Genomic DNA, 17014 nt, shown 5'->3' on the forward strand with positions numbered 1-17014 from the left:
ACCGCGTACGGGCCGCCTTCCCCGCTGCCGCCGCGCCCCCGCCGGTCGTACGCCACGACCGAGAAGCGCCGGGCCAGTAGCCCGCCCAGCGGCCGCTCGCCCTCCGCCGTCCCCAGCGCCCCGCTCACCAGGACCAGCGGCGGCCCCTCCCCGTACCGCTCGTACGCGATCGGCGTACCGTCCCGCGACACGACCCGTCCCCGGACCCCGGCCGGCGGGGCGCTCACCTCGTCCATGTCGTTCATGGCAGGGGAGACCGCGGCCGCCGCCCGAACTCATCGCCCCGCGGCGGGATTTCCCCGAGGAATTCTTAAGCCCCTGGTCAGGGCCTACGGTGGGGCCATGAACATCTGCGTCTTCCTCTCCGCGGCCGACCTCGACGAGCGCTACACGACCCCCGCCCGCGACTTCGCGCGCCTCCTCGGCAAGGCCGGCCACACCCTGGTCTGGGGCGGCTCCGACACCGGTCTGATGAAGGTCGTCGCCGACGGCGTCCAGGAGGCCGGCGGCCGGCTCGTCGGCGTCTCCGTCGACTTCCTCGCCCACAAGGCCCGCCCGGACGCCGACGAGATGGTCGTCACCCGCGACCTCGCCGAGCGCAAGGCGCTGCTCCTCGCCAAGTCCGACGCGATCGTCGTCCTGGTCGGCGGCACCGGCACCCTCGACGAGGCCACCGAGATCCTGGAGCTGAAGAAGCACGGCAAGCACCGCAAGCCGGTCGTCGTCCTGAACACCGCGGGCTTCTACGACGGACTCAAGCTCCAGTTCCGCCGGATGGAGGAGGAGGGCTTCCTGCCGATCCCCCTCGCCGACCTCGCCCTCTTCGCCGACGACGCCCCCACGGCCCTCGCCCACCTGGAGGAGAACATCGCCGCCCGCTGATGCGAGCATGGTGACCATGGCTACACATGTGATCACCGGAGCCGGTTCCGGCATCGGCGCGGCCGTCGCGCGCCGCCTCCACGCGCGCGGGGACGACCTCGTGCTCCACGCCCGCGACGCGGGACGCGCCAAGGAACTCGCCGCGCAGTTCCCCGGCGCCCGGACGCTCGTCGGGGACCTGGCCGACCCGGACCGCCTCTCCTGGGCGTTCTCGCACCAGACCATGCCGGAGCGGGTGGACACCCTGCTGCACATCGCCGGCGTCGTCGACCTCGGGCCCGTCGGGGACCTCACCCCCAAGACCTGGCACCACCAGCTCGACGTCAACCTCGTCGCCCCGGCCGAACTGACCCGCCACCTCCTGCCCCAGCTCCGGGTCTCCCAGGGCCACGTCGTCTTCGTCAACTCGGGCGCCGGCCTCGCCGCGCACGCCGAATGGGGCGCGTACGCCGCCTCCAAGCACGGCCTCAAGGCCCTCGCCGACGCCCTGCGCCACGAGGAGCACGCCAACGGCGTGCGGGTGACCTCCGTCTACCCGGGCCGCACCGCGAGCCCCATGCAGGCCAAGGTCCACGCCCAGGAGGGCAAGGACTACGACCCGTCCCGGTGGATCGACCCCGAGTCGGTCGCGACGGCCATCCTCACCGCCGTCGACCTCCCGCGCGACGCGGAGATCAACGACCTCACCGTTCGTCCGGGACGCTAGACATGGGCGAGACGCAGACCGAGGACGACCGCCCGCTCTGGGGACCCGCCACCGGCGTCGGCTCCATGCCGGGCGGCGACGCCCGGGAGACCGCCAAGACCGTCACGGGGTCCTTCGAGGACTTCCCGTTCCTCCCGGAGCTTCCCGCCCGCGGTCCCGGCGCCGACATGATCGGCCGGACCATCGGGATGCTCGTCGACCTCTACGCGCACGTGGAGCCCAGCGGCTGGCGGATCAGCGACCGCCCCGGCCGCGACACCCGGCGCGCCCGCTCCTGGATGGGCGAGGACCTGGACGCCCTGGAGGAGTTCACCCAGGGGTACGAGGGGCCGCTCAAGGTGCAGGCGGTGGGCCCCTGGACGCTCGCCGCGGCCCTGGAGCTGCGCGGCGGCGAGGCCGCCGTCGGCGACGCCGGCGCCTGCCGCGACCTCGTCGGCTCGCTCGCCGAGGGCCTCCACACGCACCTGGCGGACCTGCGCAAGCGGATCCCGGGCGCCCGGATCGTCCTCCAGCTCGACGAACCCTCCCTCACGGCCGTCCTGCGCGGCCACGTCCGCACCGCCAGCGGCTACCGCACCCACCGGGCCGTCGACCGGCAGGTCGTGGAGAGCGCGCTGCGCGAGGTCGTCGCCGTCCACGACGGGCCGGTGATCGTCCACTCCTGCGCCCCCGACGTGCCGTTCGCGCTCCTGCGGCGGGCCGGCGCGGCGGGCGTCTCGTTCGACTTCTCCCTGCTCACCGAGCGTGACGAGGAGACCATCGGAGAGGCCGTGGAGGCCGGCACCCGACTCTTCGCCGGTGTGGTGGCGTCCACCGACGGCCCATTGTCGGACCCGGGCGGTAGCGTCATGGGTGTCAGGACGCTGTGGCGCAGGCTGGGGCTGAATCCGGGGACTCTCGCGGAGTCCGTGGTCGTCACGCCCACGTGCGGGCTCGCGGGCGCTTCGCCCGCCTACGCCCGTGCGGCGCTCGCCCACTGCGTCAGGGCGGCGAGATCGCTCGCGGACAACCCAGAGTGACCGGGTTTCGAGGCACGGGAGGACGGACGAAGGTGGCAGTCGAACAGGGGGCCCTGCCCGCCGAGGCACGGGAGAAGCACGCCGACCTGGCCGAACAGGTCGAGGAGCACCGCTTCCGGTACTACGTGAAGGACCAGCCGGTCATCAGCGACGGCGACTTCGACCGCCTCCTGCGCGCCCTGGAGGCGCTGGAGGAGGAGTACCCGGAGCTGCGCACCCCGGACTCGCCGACGCAGAAGGTCGCGGGGCAGTACGAGACCGAGTTCACCTCCGTCGAGCACCGCGAGCGGATGCTCTCCCTGGACAACGCCTTCGACGACGCCGAACTGGCCGCCTGGGGCGAGCGGATCGCGCGGGACGTCGGCGCCCCCGGCTACCACTACCTGTGCGAGCTGAAGGTCGACGGCCTCGCGGTCAACCTGACGTACGAGCACGGCCGGCTCACCCGGGCCGCCACCCGCGGCGACGGCCGCACCGGCGAGGACATCACGCCCAACGTCCGGACGATCGCCGACATCCCGGAGCGGCTGCACGGGGACCGCATCCCGGCCCTCGTGGAGATCCGCGGCGAGGTCTACTTCCCGATGGAGGCCTTCCAGGGGCTCAACGCCCGGCTGGTGGAGGCCGGGGACAAGCCCTTCGCCAACCCGCGGAACGCGGCGGCGGGTTCACTGCGCCAGAAGGACCCGAAGGTCACCGCCTCCCGCCCGCTCCACATGGTGGTGCACGGCATCGGCGCCCGCGAGGGCTTCGACATCGACTGCCTCTCCCACGCCTACGAGCTGCTGCGCGAGTGGGGCCTGCCCACCGCCCGGCACAACAAGGTGGTCGACTCGCTCGACGCCGTACGGGAGTTCATCGCCTACTTCGGCGAGAACCGCCACTCCGTCGAGCACGAGATCGACGGGGTCGTCGTCAAGCTCGACGAGATCCCCCTCCAGGGCAGGCTCGGCTCCACCGCGCGCGCCCCGCGCTGGGCGATCGCCTGGAAGTACGCGCCGGAGGAGGTCAACACCAAGCTGATCGACATCAAGGTCGGCGTCGGCCGCACCGGACGCGTCACGCCGTACGCGCAGGTCGAGCCGGTGACCGTGGCCGGCTCGGAGGTCGAGTTCGCCACCCTCCACAACCAGGAGGTGGTGAAGGCCAAGGGCGTGCTGATCGGCGACACCGTGGTGCTGCGCAAGGCCGGCGACGTGATCCCCGAGATCCTCGGGCCGGTCGCCGACCTGCGGGACGGCAGCGAGCGGGAGTTCGTGATGCCCGTCGAGTGCCCCGAGTGCGGGACGCCGCTGAAGGCGATGAAGGAGGGCGACATCGACCTCCGCTGCCCGAACGCCCGGACCTGCCCGGCCCAGCTGCGCGAGCGCCTCTTCTTCCTCGCCGGCCGCCAGTGCCTGGACATCGAGAGCTTCGGCGCGGTCGCCGCGGCGGCGCTCACCCGCCCGCTGGAGCCCGCCGAGCCGCCGCTCGCGGACGAGGGCGACCTCTTCGACCTGACGATCGAGCAGCTGCTGCCGATCAAGGCGTACGTCCTCGACCAGGACAGCGGACTGCCCAAGCGGGACCCGAAGACCGGCGAGGAGAAGATCGTCACGGTCTTCGCCAACCAGAAGGGCGAGCCGAAGAAGAACGCCCTGGCGATGCTGGAGAACATCGCGGCGGCGAAGACCCGCCCGCTGGCCCGCTTCCTCAACGGGCTCTCGATCCGGCACGTGGGGCCGGTCGCGGCCGAGGCGCTGGCCCGCGAGTTCCGCTCCCTGGAGCGGATCGAGCAGGCGAGCGAGGAGGAGCTGGCCGCCGTCGACGGGGTCGGCGGGATCATCGCGGCCGCGGTGAAGCAGTGGTTCGCCGAGGAGTGGCACCGCGAGATCGTGCGCAAGTGGCGCGCCGCCGGGGTCGCGCTGGAGGACGAGGGCGCGGGGGAGGAGGTCGGCCCGCGTCCGCTGGAGGGCCTCACGGTCGTGGTGACCGGGACGCTGGAGAAGTTCACCAGGGATGGCGCAAAAGAGTCCCTCCAGGGCCTCGGTGCGAAGGTGACCGGTTCCGTTTCGAAGAAGACCGCCTTCGTCGTCGTGGGCGAAAACCCTGGTTCGAAGTACGACAAGGCCATGCAGCTGAAGGTTCCGGTTCTGGACGAGGACGGCTTCGGCATCCTGCTCGAACAAGGGCCCGAGGCCGCTCGGGAGGCCGCCGTCCCGGTCGCCGAGTAACCGCCCGCGGCCCGCTCCCGGCCCGCCCGAGGACCGTGCGACGGTCACCCGTTCGGCGCATACCAGATCGTTACGGGTGGCCAGGTCGCATTCGGGCAAGACAGGGAGAGCGCTGCCCCTCGGCGGCCTCGGCGGCCTAATGTGGTGACCGTGCGCCCGGTCCTGCACGACCGCGCGAGGGTTCTGCCGGTCGCGGCGCCAGGACGACGGCCCCGTGGCACGACGTCCGACCGCCCGACGGCGGCCGGACCGCGGACGGCCGGACGACGGACAGCCGCCTGACCGCGGCCCATCGCACACCGACGGCACCGCCGCCTGTGAGAGGGACGGGAATGGAACCGACCGAGAGCGCCGCCCCGGTCCCACGGCCGCACGGCCGTACGGGGTCCCCGGGCTTCACCTCCCGGCTGCCCGCCGCCGTGGTGGGCATCGCCGCCGTCGTGCTCGTCGTCGGCCTCCAACAGGGCCTGAGCGCCGGCAGCGGCCTCTTCCCCGGCGGAGTCACCGGCTGGTCCCTCGCGCTCCTCACCGGCCTCATCGTCGGCCATCTGGTCGCCCTCGGCCGCGACCGCTGGTGGGGCGGCACCGGTTCGGGCGCCGCCCTCACCCTCGCCGTCCTCCTGCTCTACGGCTGGGTGCCCGCCGGACTCGTCTCGATGACCGTGGTCACCCTGGTCGGCGCCGCCCGCCGGCACCGCTGGCGACAGGGCCTGCTGCACGGCGCCGCCGACGTCCTCGGAGTCGCCGCCGCCGCCCTCGTCCTCGCCCTCTTCGGCGACGTCCCCACCGTCGAGCGGCCCTGGCAGCCCCTCGACTGGACGATCGGCGACCTCCCGGAAGTCGTCCTCGCCGCCGCCACCTACCTCGTGGTGACCCGGCTCCTCCTGTGGTACACGCTGGCCCCGCAGACCCGCGGACTGCCCACCGTCGCCCGCACCGCGCTCCTGCGGCAGGGCCTCGTCGCCGTGGCCCTGCTCGGCATCGCCCCGCTGATCTGCGTCGTCGCCGCCACCCGCCCGGTCCTGCTGCCCCTCTTCGCCGTCCCCCTCATCGCCCTCGACTCCACCCTGTGGATCGCCCGCGCCCGCGCCGAGGAGCAGCTCCGCGACCCGCTCACCGGACTCCCCAACCGCCAGTGGCTGCTCGAACGGGCCTGGACCGCCCTGGAGGAGGCCGAAGGCGAAGGAGCCCGCGCCGCCCTCGTACTGATCGACCTCGACCGCTTCCGATCGGTCAACGACACCCTCGGACACCTCGCGGGCGACCGGCTGCTCCTCCAGATCGCCGACCGGCTCCGCCGCGCCCTGCCCCGCGGCGCCGAGGCCGCCCGGCTCGGCGGCGACGAGTTCGCCGTCCTGCTGCCCACCGCCGACTCCACCACCAGCGCCCAGCGGGTCGCCCGCCACCTCGTCGCCGAACTCTCCTCCCCGCTCGACCTCGACGGACTCACCCTCGTCCTGGAGGCCAGCGCGGGCGTCGCCGTCTTCCCCGACCACGCCCTCGACGCCGAAGGCCTGCTGCGCCGCGCCGACGTCGCCATGTACCAGGCCAAGCGGGACCGCACCGGCGTCGAGGTCTACGAGTCCAAGCGCGACTCCAACACCCCCGACCGCCTCGGCCTCCTCGGCGACCTGCGCCGCGCGCTCGACGCCGGCGAGGTCGAACTCCACTACCAGCCCAAGGTCCGCTTCGACGGCCAGGTCGCCGGACTCGAAGCCCTCGTCCGCTGGGTCCACCCCGAGCGCGGCAAGGTCCCCCCGGACGAGTTCATCGCCATCGCCGAGTCCTCCGGCCTCATGCCCCATCTCACCGAGTACGTCCTGGAGACCGCCCTCGCCCAGGTCGCCCGCTGGCGCGCCCAGGGACTCGACGTCCCGGTCGCCGTCAACGTCTCGCCCCGCGACGTCCACACCCCCGGCTTCGCCGGCGCCGTCGCCGCCCGCCTCGCCCGCCACGGAGTCCCGGCCGGCGCCCTCCAGCTGGAGATAACGGAGCACGTCCTCCTGGAGGACCCCCAGCGGGCCGCCGACACGCTCAACGGCCTCACCGGCCACGGCGTCAAGATGTCCCTCGACGACTTCGGCACCGGCTACTCCTCCCTCGTCCACCTCCGTCGGCTGCCCGTCAGCGAACTGAAGATCGACCGCTCCTTCGTCGCCCGGCTCGCCGTCGACACCGAGGACGCCGAGATCGTCCGCTGCACCGTCGACCTCGCCCACTCCCTCGGCCTCCTCGTCGTCGCCGAGGGCGTCGAGGACGACGAGACCTGGGAACGCCTGCGCGACCTGGGCTGCGACGCCGTCCAGGGCTGGCTGGTCGCCGCGGCGATGCCGCCCGGCGAGGCCACCGCCTGGCTGCTCGCCCGCGGCGAGCACGGCTGGCGCCGCCCCGCCGACATCGCCGCCGAACTCGCCGTGGACCACCCCTCCGGACAGGTCGTCCCGTAGGCCGCGTCGGCCCGGGGCACCGCCCCGGGCAAACCGTTTCACGGGCAGCGGCACCGGCCCCATAGGATGGGCCCACACCATCAAGCTCACCCCGTGAGGATCCGCATGCCTGGCATCACGCGCGAGGAGGTCGCCCACCTCGCACGGCTGGCGCGTCTGGAGCTGAAGGGCGAAGAACTCGATCACTTCGCCGGCCAGCTCGACGACATCATCGGCGCGGTCGCCCGCGTCTCCGAGGTCGCCGACCAAGACGTACCGCCGACCTCCCACCCGCTGCCGCTGACCAATGTCATGCGCGCGGACGAGGTCCGTCCGTCGCTCACCCCCGAGCAGGCGCTCTCCGGCGCCCCGGCCCAGGAGCAGCAGCGTTTCAAGGTGCCGCAGATCCTGGGGGAGGACTAACCGTCATGACGGACAACATCATCAAGCTCACCGCGGCCGAGATCGCCGGGAAGATCGCCGCCGGCGAACTGACCGCCGTCGAGGTCACCGAGGCCCACCTCGCCCGCATCGAGGCCGTCGACGAGAAGGTCCACGCCTTCCTGCACGTCGACCGTGAGGGCGCGCTCGCCCAGGCCCGCGCCGTGGACGAGAAGCGCGCCCGCGGCGAGAAGCTCGGCCCGCTCGCCGGTGTGCCGCTCGCGCTCAAGGACATCTTCACCACCGTCGGCATGCCGACCACCGTGGGCTCGAAGATCCTGGAGGGCTGGATCCCGCCGTACGACGCGACCCTGGTCAAGAACCTGAAGGCCGCCGACGTCGTCATCCTCGGCAAGACCAACATGGACGAGTTCGCCATGGGGTCCTCCACCGAGAACAGCGCCTACGGCCCGACCGGCAACCCCTGGGACCTCACCCGGATCCCCGGCGGCTCCGGCGGCGGCTCGTCCGCCGCCCTCGCCGCGTACGAGGCCCCCCTCGCCATCGGCACGGACACCGGCGGTTCGATCCGCCAGCCCGCCGCCGTCACCGGCACCGTCGGCGTCAAGCCGACCTACGGCGGGGTCTCCCGCTACGGCATGGTGGCCTTCTCGTCCTCCCTCGACCAGGGTGGCCCCTGCGCCCGTACGGTCCTGGACGCGGCTCTCCTGCACGAGGCGATCGCCGGGCACGACCCGCTCGACTCGACCTCCATCGACGCCCCGGTCCCGCAGGTCGTCGAGGCCGCGCGCAACGGCTCGGTCGCCGGCATGCGCGTCGGCGTCGTCAAGCAGTTCCGCGGCGAGGGCTACCAGGCCGGCGTCGTGCAGCGCTTCGACGAGTCCGTCGAGCTGCTCAAGGAGCTGGGCGCCGAGATCGTCGAGCTGGACTGCCCGACGTTCGACCTCGCCCTTTCGGCGTACTACCTGATCGCGCCGTCGGAGTGCTCCTCCAACCTGGCCCGCTTCGACGCCATGCGCTACGGCCTCCGGGTCGGCGACGACGGCACCCGTTCGGCCGAGGACGTCACCGCCCTCACCCGTGAGGCCGGCTTCGGCGACGAGGTCAAGCGCCGCATCATCCTCGGTACGTACGCGCTCAGCTCCGGCTACTACGACGCGTACTACGGCTCGGCCCAGAAGGTCCGGACCCTCATCACCCGCGAGTTCGAGAAGGCCTTCGAGGAGGTGGACGTCATCGTCTCCCCGACGACCCCCACCACCGCCTTCCCGATCGGCGAGCGCGCCGACGACCCGATGGCGATGTACCTCGCGGACCTGTGCACCATCCCGACCAACCTGGCCGGCAACGCCGCCATGTCGCTGCCCTGCGGCCTGGCGCCCGAGGACGGTCTGCCGGTCGGTCTGCAGATCATCGCTCCCGCCATGAAGGACGACCGGCTGTACAAGGTCGGAGCCGCCGTCGAGGCCGCCTTCGTGGAAAAGTGGGGGCATCCGCTGCTCGAGGAGGCTCCGTCGCTGTGAGTGCCATGGCAAAGAAGGCCAAGAACTTCAAGAAGTCCAAGACCGGTCTGTACGTCTCGCTGGCCACCACCGCCTTCGGCGCGGTCAGCGTCGCCAAGCAGGCCAAGCTGGCCCGCAACGACAACGACGTCCTGCGGCTGCTCGACGCCGCGGTGTCCGCCGCCGCGATCGCGACCGGCCTGGCGATCCTCTACCGGGAGCTGAAGCGCCTGGGCGACGACGACGTCCTGCTGGGCTGAGAGGGAAAGTCTCACCGTGACTGTCACTGAACTGCTGTCGTACGAAGCGGCGCTCGCCGAGTACGACCCCGTCATGGGCCTGGAGGTCCATGTCGAGCTCGGCACCAAGACGAAGATGTTCTGCGGCTGCTCGACCGAGCTGGGCGCCGAGCCCAACTCGCAGACCTGCCCGACCTGCCTCGGTCTGCCCGGCTCGCTGCCCGTCGTGAACGCGATCGGCGTCGAGTCGGCCATCAAGATCGGCCTCGCGCTGCACTGCGAGATCGCCGAGTGGTGCCGCTTCGCCCGGAAGAACTACTTCTACCCGGACATGCCGAAGAACTTCCAGACCTCCCAGTACGACGAGCCGATCGCCTTCAACGGCTACCTGGACGTCCAGCTGGAGGACGGCGAGGTCTTCCGCGTGGAGATCGAGCGCGCCCACATGGAGGAGGACACCGGCAAGTCCACCCACATCGGTGGCGCGACCGGCCGCATCCACGGCGCCTCGCACTCGCTGCTCGACTACAACCGGGCCGGCATCCCGCTCATCGAGATCGTCACCAAGCCGATCGAGGGCGCGGGCGAGCGGGCCCCCGAGGTCGCCAAGGCCTACGTCGCCGAGCTGCGCGAGCTGATCCGTGCGCTCGACGTGTCCGAGGCGCGGATGGACAAGGGCCAGATGCGCTGCGACGTGAACCTGTCGCTGCGCCCGCACGGCCGCGAGAAGTTCGGCACCCGCTCGGAGACGAAGAACGTCAACTCGCTCCGTTCGGTGGAGCGCGCGGCCCGCTTCGAGATCCAGCGCCACGCCGCGGTGCTGTCCTCCGGCGGCACGATCGTGCAGGAGACCCGTCACTTCCACGAGGACGACGGCTCCACCACCTCCGGCCGCATCAAGGACAACGCCGAGGACTACCGGTACTTCCCGGAGCCCGACCTCGTCCCCGTCGCCCCGGCCCGCGCCTGGGTGGAGGAGCTGCGGGGCACGCTGCCCGAGCTGCCCCGGGTGCGCCGCAACCGGCTGCGCGAGGAATGGGGCGTGTCCGAGCTGGACATGCAGTCCATCCTCAACGCCGGCGCGGTCGACGCGATCGTCGCCACGATCGAGGCGGGTGCGGACGCGGCCTCGGCCCGCAAGTGGTGGATGGGCGAGCTCGCCCGCAGCTCCAACGAGCAGGGCGTGTCGCTGGAGGAGCTGGCGATCACCCCGGCGGACGTGGCCCGGGTCTCCGCCCTGGTCGCCGCCGGCGACCTGAACGACAAGCTGGCCCGCCAGGTCATCGAGGGCGTCCTCGCCGGCGAGGGCACCCCGGACGAGGTCGTCGAGAAGCGCGGCCTGAAGGTCGTGTCCGACGACGGCGCGCTGGGCACGGCGGTCGACGAGGCCATCGCGGGCAACGCGGCCATCGCGGACAAGATCCGCGGCGGCAAGGTCGCCGCGGTCGGCGCCCTGGTCGGCGCGGTCATGAAGGCCACCCGCGGCCAGGCGGACGCGGCCCGCGTGAAGGACCTGATCCTGGAGAAGCTGGGCGTCAGCGAGGGCTGATCCCGTTCTCGTACGGGGTCCCGGACGAGTTCCCCTACGGGTTCTCGTACGGGTTCTCGTACGGATCTGTGCACGGCCCCGCACCGGAGTCCCGGTGCGGGGCCGTTCCGCGTTCCCCTGCGGCCTCGGACGGCGCCCCGTCGCTTGGACTCCCGTCACGGCCTCTTGGACGTTCACCACCGCGCCCCCACGGGGTCTTCCGCGCGTCACCCGGTCTCACTACCGTCCCCGGCGTAGCACCCAATGGCTCGAAGGCGAACCATTGGCCGTCGACTGGAGGTCGGTCTTGTCCCCCGAGAAGTCCCGGATGTCCCGCAGAAGGCTCCTCGCCCTGGGCGGAGGTGCGCTCGGTGCCGCCGCGGCGGGCTCGCTGCTCCCGCCCTCGCTCCAGGAGGCGATCGCCGCGGGACCGCCGCAGGGTGGTCTGTCGGCCGTGCGGCACGTGGTGATCCTCATGCAGGAGAACCGTTCCTTCGACCACTACTTCGGCACCCTGCGCGGCGTCCGCGGCTTCTCCGACCGCAACGCCGTCGAACTGCCCTCCGGCCGGCCCGTGTTCGAGCAGCCCGCCGCCCTCGGCCGGACCGTGCTGCCCTTCCCGATCCGCGGCGCCGCCGAGACGCAGCGGAAGGACCTCCAGTACATCGGGGACCTCGACCACTCCTGGGGCGGCGGCGCCAAGGCCTGGCGCGACGGCTGGATGGACGGCTGGGTCTCGGCCAAGACCGCCGCGACCATGGCGTACTACGACCGGCGGGACATCCCGCTGCACTACGAGCTCGCCGACACCTTCACCGTCTGCGACGCCTACCACTCGTCCATCCACACCTCGACGAGCCCCAACCGCAACCACCTCTGGTCCGGCTGGACCGGCTTCGAGGCCGACGGCAGCCGGGCCGTCACCAACGCCGCGTACGCCGAGGGCACCCACCCCGGCTACGGCTGGTCCACCTACGCCGAACGGCTGGAGGCCGCCGGGCGCAGCTGGAAGACGTACACCGAGTGGGAGAACTTCACCGACAACAACATCGAGTTCTTCACCACCTTCAAGAAGATCGCCCGCAAGGCGCTCGCCAGGACCGGCGGGCACACCTTCATGGAGTCCTTCTACGCCGCCGTCCGCGACACCGGGGACACCGCCGAGCGTGCCCGTCTCCTCGGGCTCCTGGAGGAGGGCGTGGCGGGCCTCACCGCGGCCGAGCGCTCCCTCTTCGAGCGCGGACTGCGCCGGGTCGAGAGCGGCACCCTCGCCGACGCCTTCCGCGCCGACGTCGCCGCGGGCACCCTCCCCGAGGTCTCCTACCTCGTGCCGTCCGCGATCGACTCCGAGCACCCGGGCTCCTCGTCGCCGATCGCCTCCGCGTCCCTCGTCTACAAGGTGCTCGACGCGCTCGGCGCGCACCCGGACGTCTGGCGCCACACCGTCGTCCTGATCAACTACGACGAGAACGACGGCTTCTTCGACCACGTCCCGCCGCCCGTCCCGCCGGCCGGGAACACGGACGAGCGCTGGAAGGGGCAGCCCACCGGTCTCGGCATCCGCGTCCCGCTGCTCGTCGTCTCGCCCTGGTCGGTCGGCGGCTACGTCTGCTCCGAGACCTTCGACCACACCTCGGTGATCCGCTTCCTGGAGAAGCTGACCGGCGTCCGGGAGCCGAACATCACCCCCTGGCGGCGGACCGTCACCGGCGACCTCACCTCCGCCTTCGACTTCCGGCGCGGGCACCGGCAGCCCGACATCGAGCAGCCGGGCCCGGTCCCGCCCTTCAGCGGCCGCTGGCGTCCGCAGCCCCCGGCCGAGCAGCGGATGCCCGTGCAGGAGCCCGGCGTCCGCCGCGCCCGCCCGCTGCCGTACCAGCCGGACGCCGCCGCCACCTCCGTGCCCGGTTCCGTGCGGGTGGCGCTCAGCAACACGGGCAGGGCCAGTGCCCACTTCGCGCTCTACCCGTACGCGGGGGAGTTCGCCGTCCCGCAGCACCAGGACGTCCGGGGTGCGGGGGAGTGGACCGTGCCCGTCCCGGGCGAGCGCTACCGCTTCACGATCACCGGCCCCAACGGCTTCCGCCGTGAGTTCGAGGGGCCGGCGGCCGGGGGCGCCGAGTTGGCCTCCCGGATCGACCACCACGACCGCGACCTGCACCTCACGGTCCGCAACACGGGTCCGGCGCCCGTCTCCTTCACGGTGCGGCCGCTCGGGTACGGGGACGAGGACGACCTGGCGGACTGGACCCGCACGGTCACGGTACGGCCCGGGAAGACCCGTACCGTCGTGCACTCGGCCGCTGACGCGCACGGCTGGTACGACGTCGAGGTCACCGCACCGGGCGGGTTCCGCCGACGGCTCATGGGCCACATCGAGAACGGCCGCCCCAGCGTCTCCGGCTGAGCGCCCGCGGCGAGCGGGCTGCCCGGAGGGTCGGGACCGAGGTCCGGGACCTCCGGCCCGACCCTTCGGGCAGCCCTGTGAGCATCGACACGAAACGGACAAACGATCTCGTCCGGCTGCGAGAGTGTGCTCACACAGGTGAAGCGTTCTTTCTCGGGCTGTTCCCGCTGAAGATCCTCGAACCACCCAGGGAGCACCCCCTTTGGCAGCCATCGCACGGTGGTGCGTCACGCACCGCCTCGTCGCCGTCCTGCTGTGGCTCGCCGCCCTCCTCGGGGTGGGCACCGCGGCCGTCGTCGCCGGCAGCGCGTACTCCAACGACTACGAGGTCCCCGGCACCGAGTCCGGCCGCGCCACCGCGCTCCTGGAACGCGGCTTCCACGGTCTGGGCGGGGACAGCGACACCATCGTCTGGCACACGGACCGGGGCAGCGTCCGGGCCGACGCCGTCGAGCGGCGCATGACCGCGGTGCTCGACGAGGTCGCCGGACTCCCCGGCATCGCCGCCGTGACCTCCCCCTACGGCGACATCCCGGGGCAGGTCAGCGAGGACGGGCACACCGCGTACGCCACCGTCGTCTTCCGCGAGCAGGCCGACGACATACCCGAGGCGCAGGCCCAGGCCCTCGTCGACACCGCGAAGGCCGCCGAGCGTGACGGCCTCTCGGTCGAACTCGGCGGCAGCGCCGTCGCCCTCACCGAGGCCCCCGGCGGTCACATCGCCGAGGTCGTCGGCGTCGCCGTCGCGGCCGTCGTCCTCTTCCTCGCCTTCGGCTCCCTGGCCGCCTCCGCACTCCCCATCGCGACCGCGCTCGTCAGCGTCGGCATCGCCTACTCCGGGATCGTGCTCCTCGGCCATCTGATGACCGTCGCCGACTTCGCGCCCATGCTCGGCATGCTCGTCGGCCTCGGCGTCGGCATCGACTACGCGCTGTTCATCGTCACCCGGCACCGCAGAGGACTGAAACGCGGGCTCTCCGTCGCCGAGGCCGCCGAGACCGCCGTCGCCACCACCGGCCGCGCCGTCGTCTTCGCCGGCGCCACCGTCTGCATCGCCCTGCTCGGCATGCTGATCCTGCGGCTCAGCTTCCTCAACGGCGTCGCCCTCGCCGCCTCCCTCACCGTCGTCCTCACGGTCGCGGCCTCCGTCACCCTGCTGCCGGCGCTGCTCTCCCTCATCGGCATGCGGGCCCTGTCCCGGCGCGAACGCCGGACCCTCGCCGAGCACGGACCGCAGCCCGAGCTGCCCACCGGCTTCGCCGCCCGCTGGTCCGCCTTCGTCGAGCGCCACCCCAAGCTCCTGGGGCTCGTCGCCGCCGTCGTCATGGGCGTCCTCGCCCTGCCCACCCTCTCGCTCCACCTGGGCACCTCCGACCAGGGCAACGGCCCGGCCACCGCGACCACCCGGCAGGCGTACGACCTGATCGCCGACGGCTTCGGACCCGGGGTGAACGGCCCGCTCACCCTGGTCGCCGGGCTCGACGGCGCCGACGACCGGCTCGCCCTCGACCAGCTCCCGGCCGCCCTCTCCGCCACCAAGGGCGTCGCGTCCGTCTCCCCGGTGGTCTACAACAGCTCGGGCGACACCGCCGTCCTCACCGTCGTCCCCGACTCCGCGCCCCAGTCCAAGGCCACCAGCGAACTCGTCGACCGGCTCCGCACCGACGTCCTCCCGACCGCCGAGAACGGCACCTCGCTCGACGTCCACGTAGGCGGCGTCACCGCCTCGTACGACGACTTCGCCGAGATCATCATCGGCAAGCTGCCGCTCTTCGTGGGGGTCGTCATCGCCCTCGGGTGCCTGCTGCTCCTGGTGGCCTTCCGCTCCCTCGGCATCCCCCTCAAGGCCGCGGTCATGAACGTCGCCGCCGTGGCCGGCGCCTTCGGCGTCGTCGTGGCGGTCTTCCAGTGGGGCTGGGGCAGCGAACTCCTCGGCCTCGGCAGCGCAGGACCGATCGAGCCCTTCCTCCCGGTGATCATGGTCTCGGTCCTCTTCGGGCTGTCCATGGACTACCAGGTGTTCCTGGTCAGCCGGATGTACGAGGAGTGGCTGGAGACCGGCGACAACCGGCGGGCGGTGCGGGTCGGCCTCGCCGAGACCAGCCGCGTCATCAACTCCGCCGCCGTGATCATGATCGCGGTCTTCCTCGCCTTCGTCCTCTCCGGCGACCGGGTCATCGCGATGTTCGGCATCGCGCTCGCGGCGGCCGTCGCCCTCGACGCCTTCGTCCTGCGGACCCTGCTGGTCCCCGCCCTCATGCACCTGCTCGGCGGGGCGAACTGGTGGTTGCCGAAGTGGCTCGACCGGCTGCTGCCCCGGATCAGCATCGAGACCCCGGAGTCCCGCGAGGCCGCCGACGCGCGTGGGACGATACCGGCTCAGCGCGTGACGGCCGCGGCCGCGACCCCGGCACCGGCCGCCGAGGAGAGGAACGACGATGTTCGCGATATCGCTGGGTGACGACGGCGCCGAACTGAGGCCCCTGGAGCCTTCGCAGGCCGAGGAGTTCCTCGCCCACATGGACCGCGGACGGGAGTTCATCGGCGAGCACATCGTCCTCCCCGACGTCGTCACGGACAGCGCCTCCGCCCGCTCCTTCCTCCACGCGTACGCCGAGAAGGCCGCGCACGACACCGGACGCATCTACGGCATCTGGACCGGGGGCACACTCGTCGGCGGCGTCCTCTTCCGGACCTTCGACGCGACCCACGGCACCGCCGAGGCCGGCTGCTGGCTGGAGCCCTCCGCCGCCGGGAAGGGCCTGGTCACCCGCGCCTGCCGGGTCATCATCGACTGGGCCGTCGAGGAGCGCGGCATCCACCGCGTCGAATGGCACGCCTCCGCGAAGAACGGGCCGAGCATCGCCGTCGCCCGCCGCCTCGGCATGACCCGCGAGGGCGTGCTGCGGGAGAACTACCCGCACCGCGGCGTCCGCGCCGACACCGAGGTCTGGGCCGTCCTCGCCCCCGAGTGGCGCGCCGCCAGGACCTCCTGACCCGCCGTCCTCATACGGTTCTCATACGAGGCGCCTAGCGTGCCGCGCATGGACACCAAGACGACGACAGAGAAGACCGGCGAGACCACCGGGGCCGGCACCGCCGAGACGACCGCGCCCGCCGAGGAGACGGCCGCGGTCCCGCTCGACAAGCGGTCCGCCGGGCCCGCCGCGACCGCCGCGCCCGAGGACGACATCGCCCCCGAGGACGGCGACGCGGACGACGACCTGTCCGCCGAGACCACCGCCCCGGCCTCCGCCGGCATCGGCGGCACCGCCGCGGCCGTCGTCTCCGCCGCCCTCGGCGCCGTCGCGCTCACCGGCACCTGGACCGGCAAGGTCGTCTCCGAGCGCGAGACCCTCCTCGGGCAGATCAAGACCTCCGGATCCGGCACCCCCACCCAGCAGATCTCCGAGATCTACGGCGACGCCTGGCACAGCACCGCCCTGGTCAACGGCGTCTTCGCGCTGATCGCCCTGCTCGTCGCCGTCCTCGTGCTCGTCCTCCCCGGGCGCCCCGCCTGGGTCCGCTCGGTCGCCGTCGCCGGCGCCGTCCTCGGGGGCGATGTCGTCCTCGGGCGCGGCGGTCGCGGCGGGCCCGGCGGACCGCTTGTCGAGCGGGACCGCGGCCGTCTCCTCGGCGGGCGCGGTCGTCTCGGCGGTGCCGGCCCCGGTGGTCTCGCCGGTCTTCTCT

Annotated in this window: 14 protein-coding genes; 13 read left to right on the top strand and 1 reads right to left on the bottom strand. The window is 72.6% G+C overall.

The annotated features are described in order from the left end of the window. The coding region (locus EAO70_RS32005; protein ID WP_410091561.1) for an alpha/beta fold hydrolase at nt 1–236 on the bottom strand (236 nt) is incomplete at its 3' end. A gap of 106 nt (nt 237–342) precedes the next feature. Here EAO70_RS32005 and EAO70_RS32010 point away from each other — a divergent pair. The 13 genes from EAO70_RS32010 to EAO70_RS32070 form a co-directional block, all read left to right on the top strand. After that, the gene (locus EAO70_RS32010; RefSeq protein WP_148006284.1) at nt 343–882 is read left to right on the top strand and encodes a TIGR00730 family Rossman fold protein; all 540 of its coding nucleotides are present in this window, start codon (nt 343–345) and stop codon (nt 880–882) included. Nucleotides 883–889: 7 nt separating this feature from the next. Then, nucleotides 890–1588 carry an SDR family oxidoreductase gene (locus EAO70_RS32015; protein ID WP_148006285.1) on the top strand — a complete coding sequence of 233 codons (699 nt, stop codon included), beginning with the start codon at nt 890–892 and terminating at the stop codon, nt 1586–1588. Nucleotides 1589–1590: 2 nt separating this feature from the next. Beyond that, on the top strand, nt 1591–2607 hold the full coding sequence (locus EAO70_RS32020; RefSeq protein WP_148006286.1) for a methionine synthase: 1017 nt from the start codon (nt 1591–1593) through the stop codon (nt 2605–2607). 32 nt (nt 2608–2639) lie between these two features. Next, nucleotides 2640–4820 (top strand): NAD-dependent DNA ligase LigA, encoded by a 2181-nt coding sequence (ligA, locus tag EAO70_RS32025; protein ID WP_148006287.1) that lies wholly within the window; start codon nt 2640–2642, stop codon nt 4818–4820. Between the two features lie 332 nt (nt 4821–5152). After that, nucleotides 5153–7267: a putative bifunctional diguanylate cyclase/phosphodiesterase gene (locus tag EAO70_RS32030; RefSeq protein WP_148006288.1), complete on the top strand. Its 2115-nt coding sequence runs from the start codon at nt 5153–5155 to the stop codon at nt 7265–7267. A gap of 105 nt (nt 7268–7372) precedes the next feature. After that, nucleotides 7373–7669: an Asp-tRNA(Asn)/Glu-tRNA(Gln) amidotransferase subunit GatC gene (gene gatC, locus EAO70_RS32035; protein WP_015036350.1), complete on the top strand. Its 297-nt coding sequence runs from the start codon at nt 7373–7375 to the stop codon at nt 7667–7669. Between the two features lie 5 nt (nt 7670–7674). Then, nucleotides 7675–9171 (top strand): Asp-tRNA(Asn)/Glu-tRNA(Gln) amidotransferase subunit GatA, encoded by a 1497-nt coding sequence (gene gatA / locus EAO70_RS32040; protein ID WP_148006289.1) that lies wholly within the window; start codon nt 7675–7677, stop codon nt 9169–9171. A 5-nt stretch (nt 9172–9176) separates the two neighbouring features. After that, nucleotides 9177–9410, top strand: a complete 234-nt coding sequence (locus EAO70_RS32045; protein WP_163013975.1) for a hypothetical protein — start codon at nt 9177–9179, stop codon at nt 9408–9410. Nucleotides 9411–9426: 16 nt separating this feature from the next. Then, on the top strand, nt 9427–10938 hold the full coding sequence (gene gatB, locus EAO70_RS32050; protein ID WP_148006290.1) for an Asp-tRNA(Asn)/Glu-tRNA(Gln) amidotransferase subunit GatB: 1512 nt from the start codon (nt 9427–9429) through the stop codon (nt 10936–10938). Nucleotides 10939–11245: 307 nt separating this feature from the next. Then, entirely contained in the window at nt 11246–13324 is a 2079-nt protein-coding gene (locus tag EAO70_RS32055) for a phosphocholine-specific phospholipase C (protein ID WP_148006291.1), read from the top strand. Between the two features lie 202 nt (nt 13325–13526). Beyond that, nucleotides 13527–15785, top strand: a complete 2259-nt coding sequence (locus EAO70_RS32060; RefSeq protein ID WP_148006292.1) for an MMPL family transporter — start codon at nt 13527–13529, stop codon at nt 15783–15785. Next, nucleotides 15763–16320: a GNAT family N-acetyltransferase gene (locus tag EAO70_RS32065; RefSeq protein ID WP_148006293.1), complete on the top strand. Its 558-nt coding sequence runs from the start codon at nt 15763–15765 to the stop codon at nt 16318–16320. The genes EAO70_RS32060 and EAO70_RS32065 overlap by 23 nt, the downstream gene beginning before the upstream one ends. A 48-nt stretch (nt 16321–16368) precedes the next feature. Beyond that, nucleotides 16369–17014 (top strand): hypothetical protein (locus EAO70_RS32070; protein WP_261993142.1); only part of this gene is annotated, 646 nt, incomplete at its 3' end.

The organism is Streptomyces sp. adm13(2018) (genome assembly GCF_008042145.1).
GTDB lineage: Bacteria > Actinomycetota > Actinomycetes > Streptomycetales > Streptomycetaceae > Streptomyces.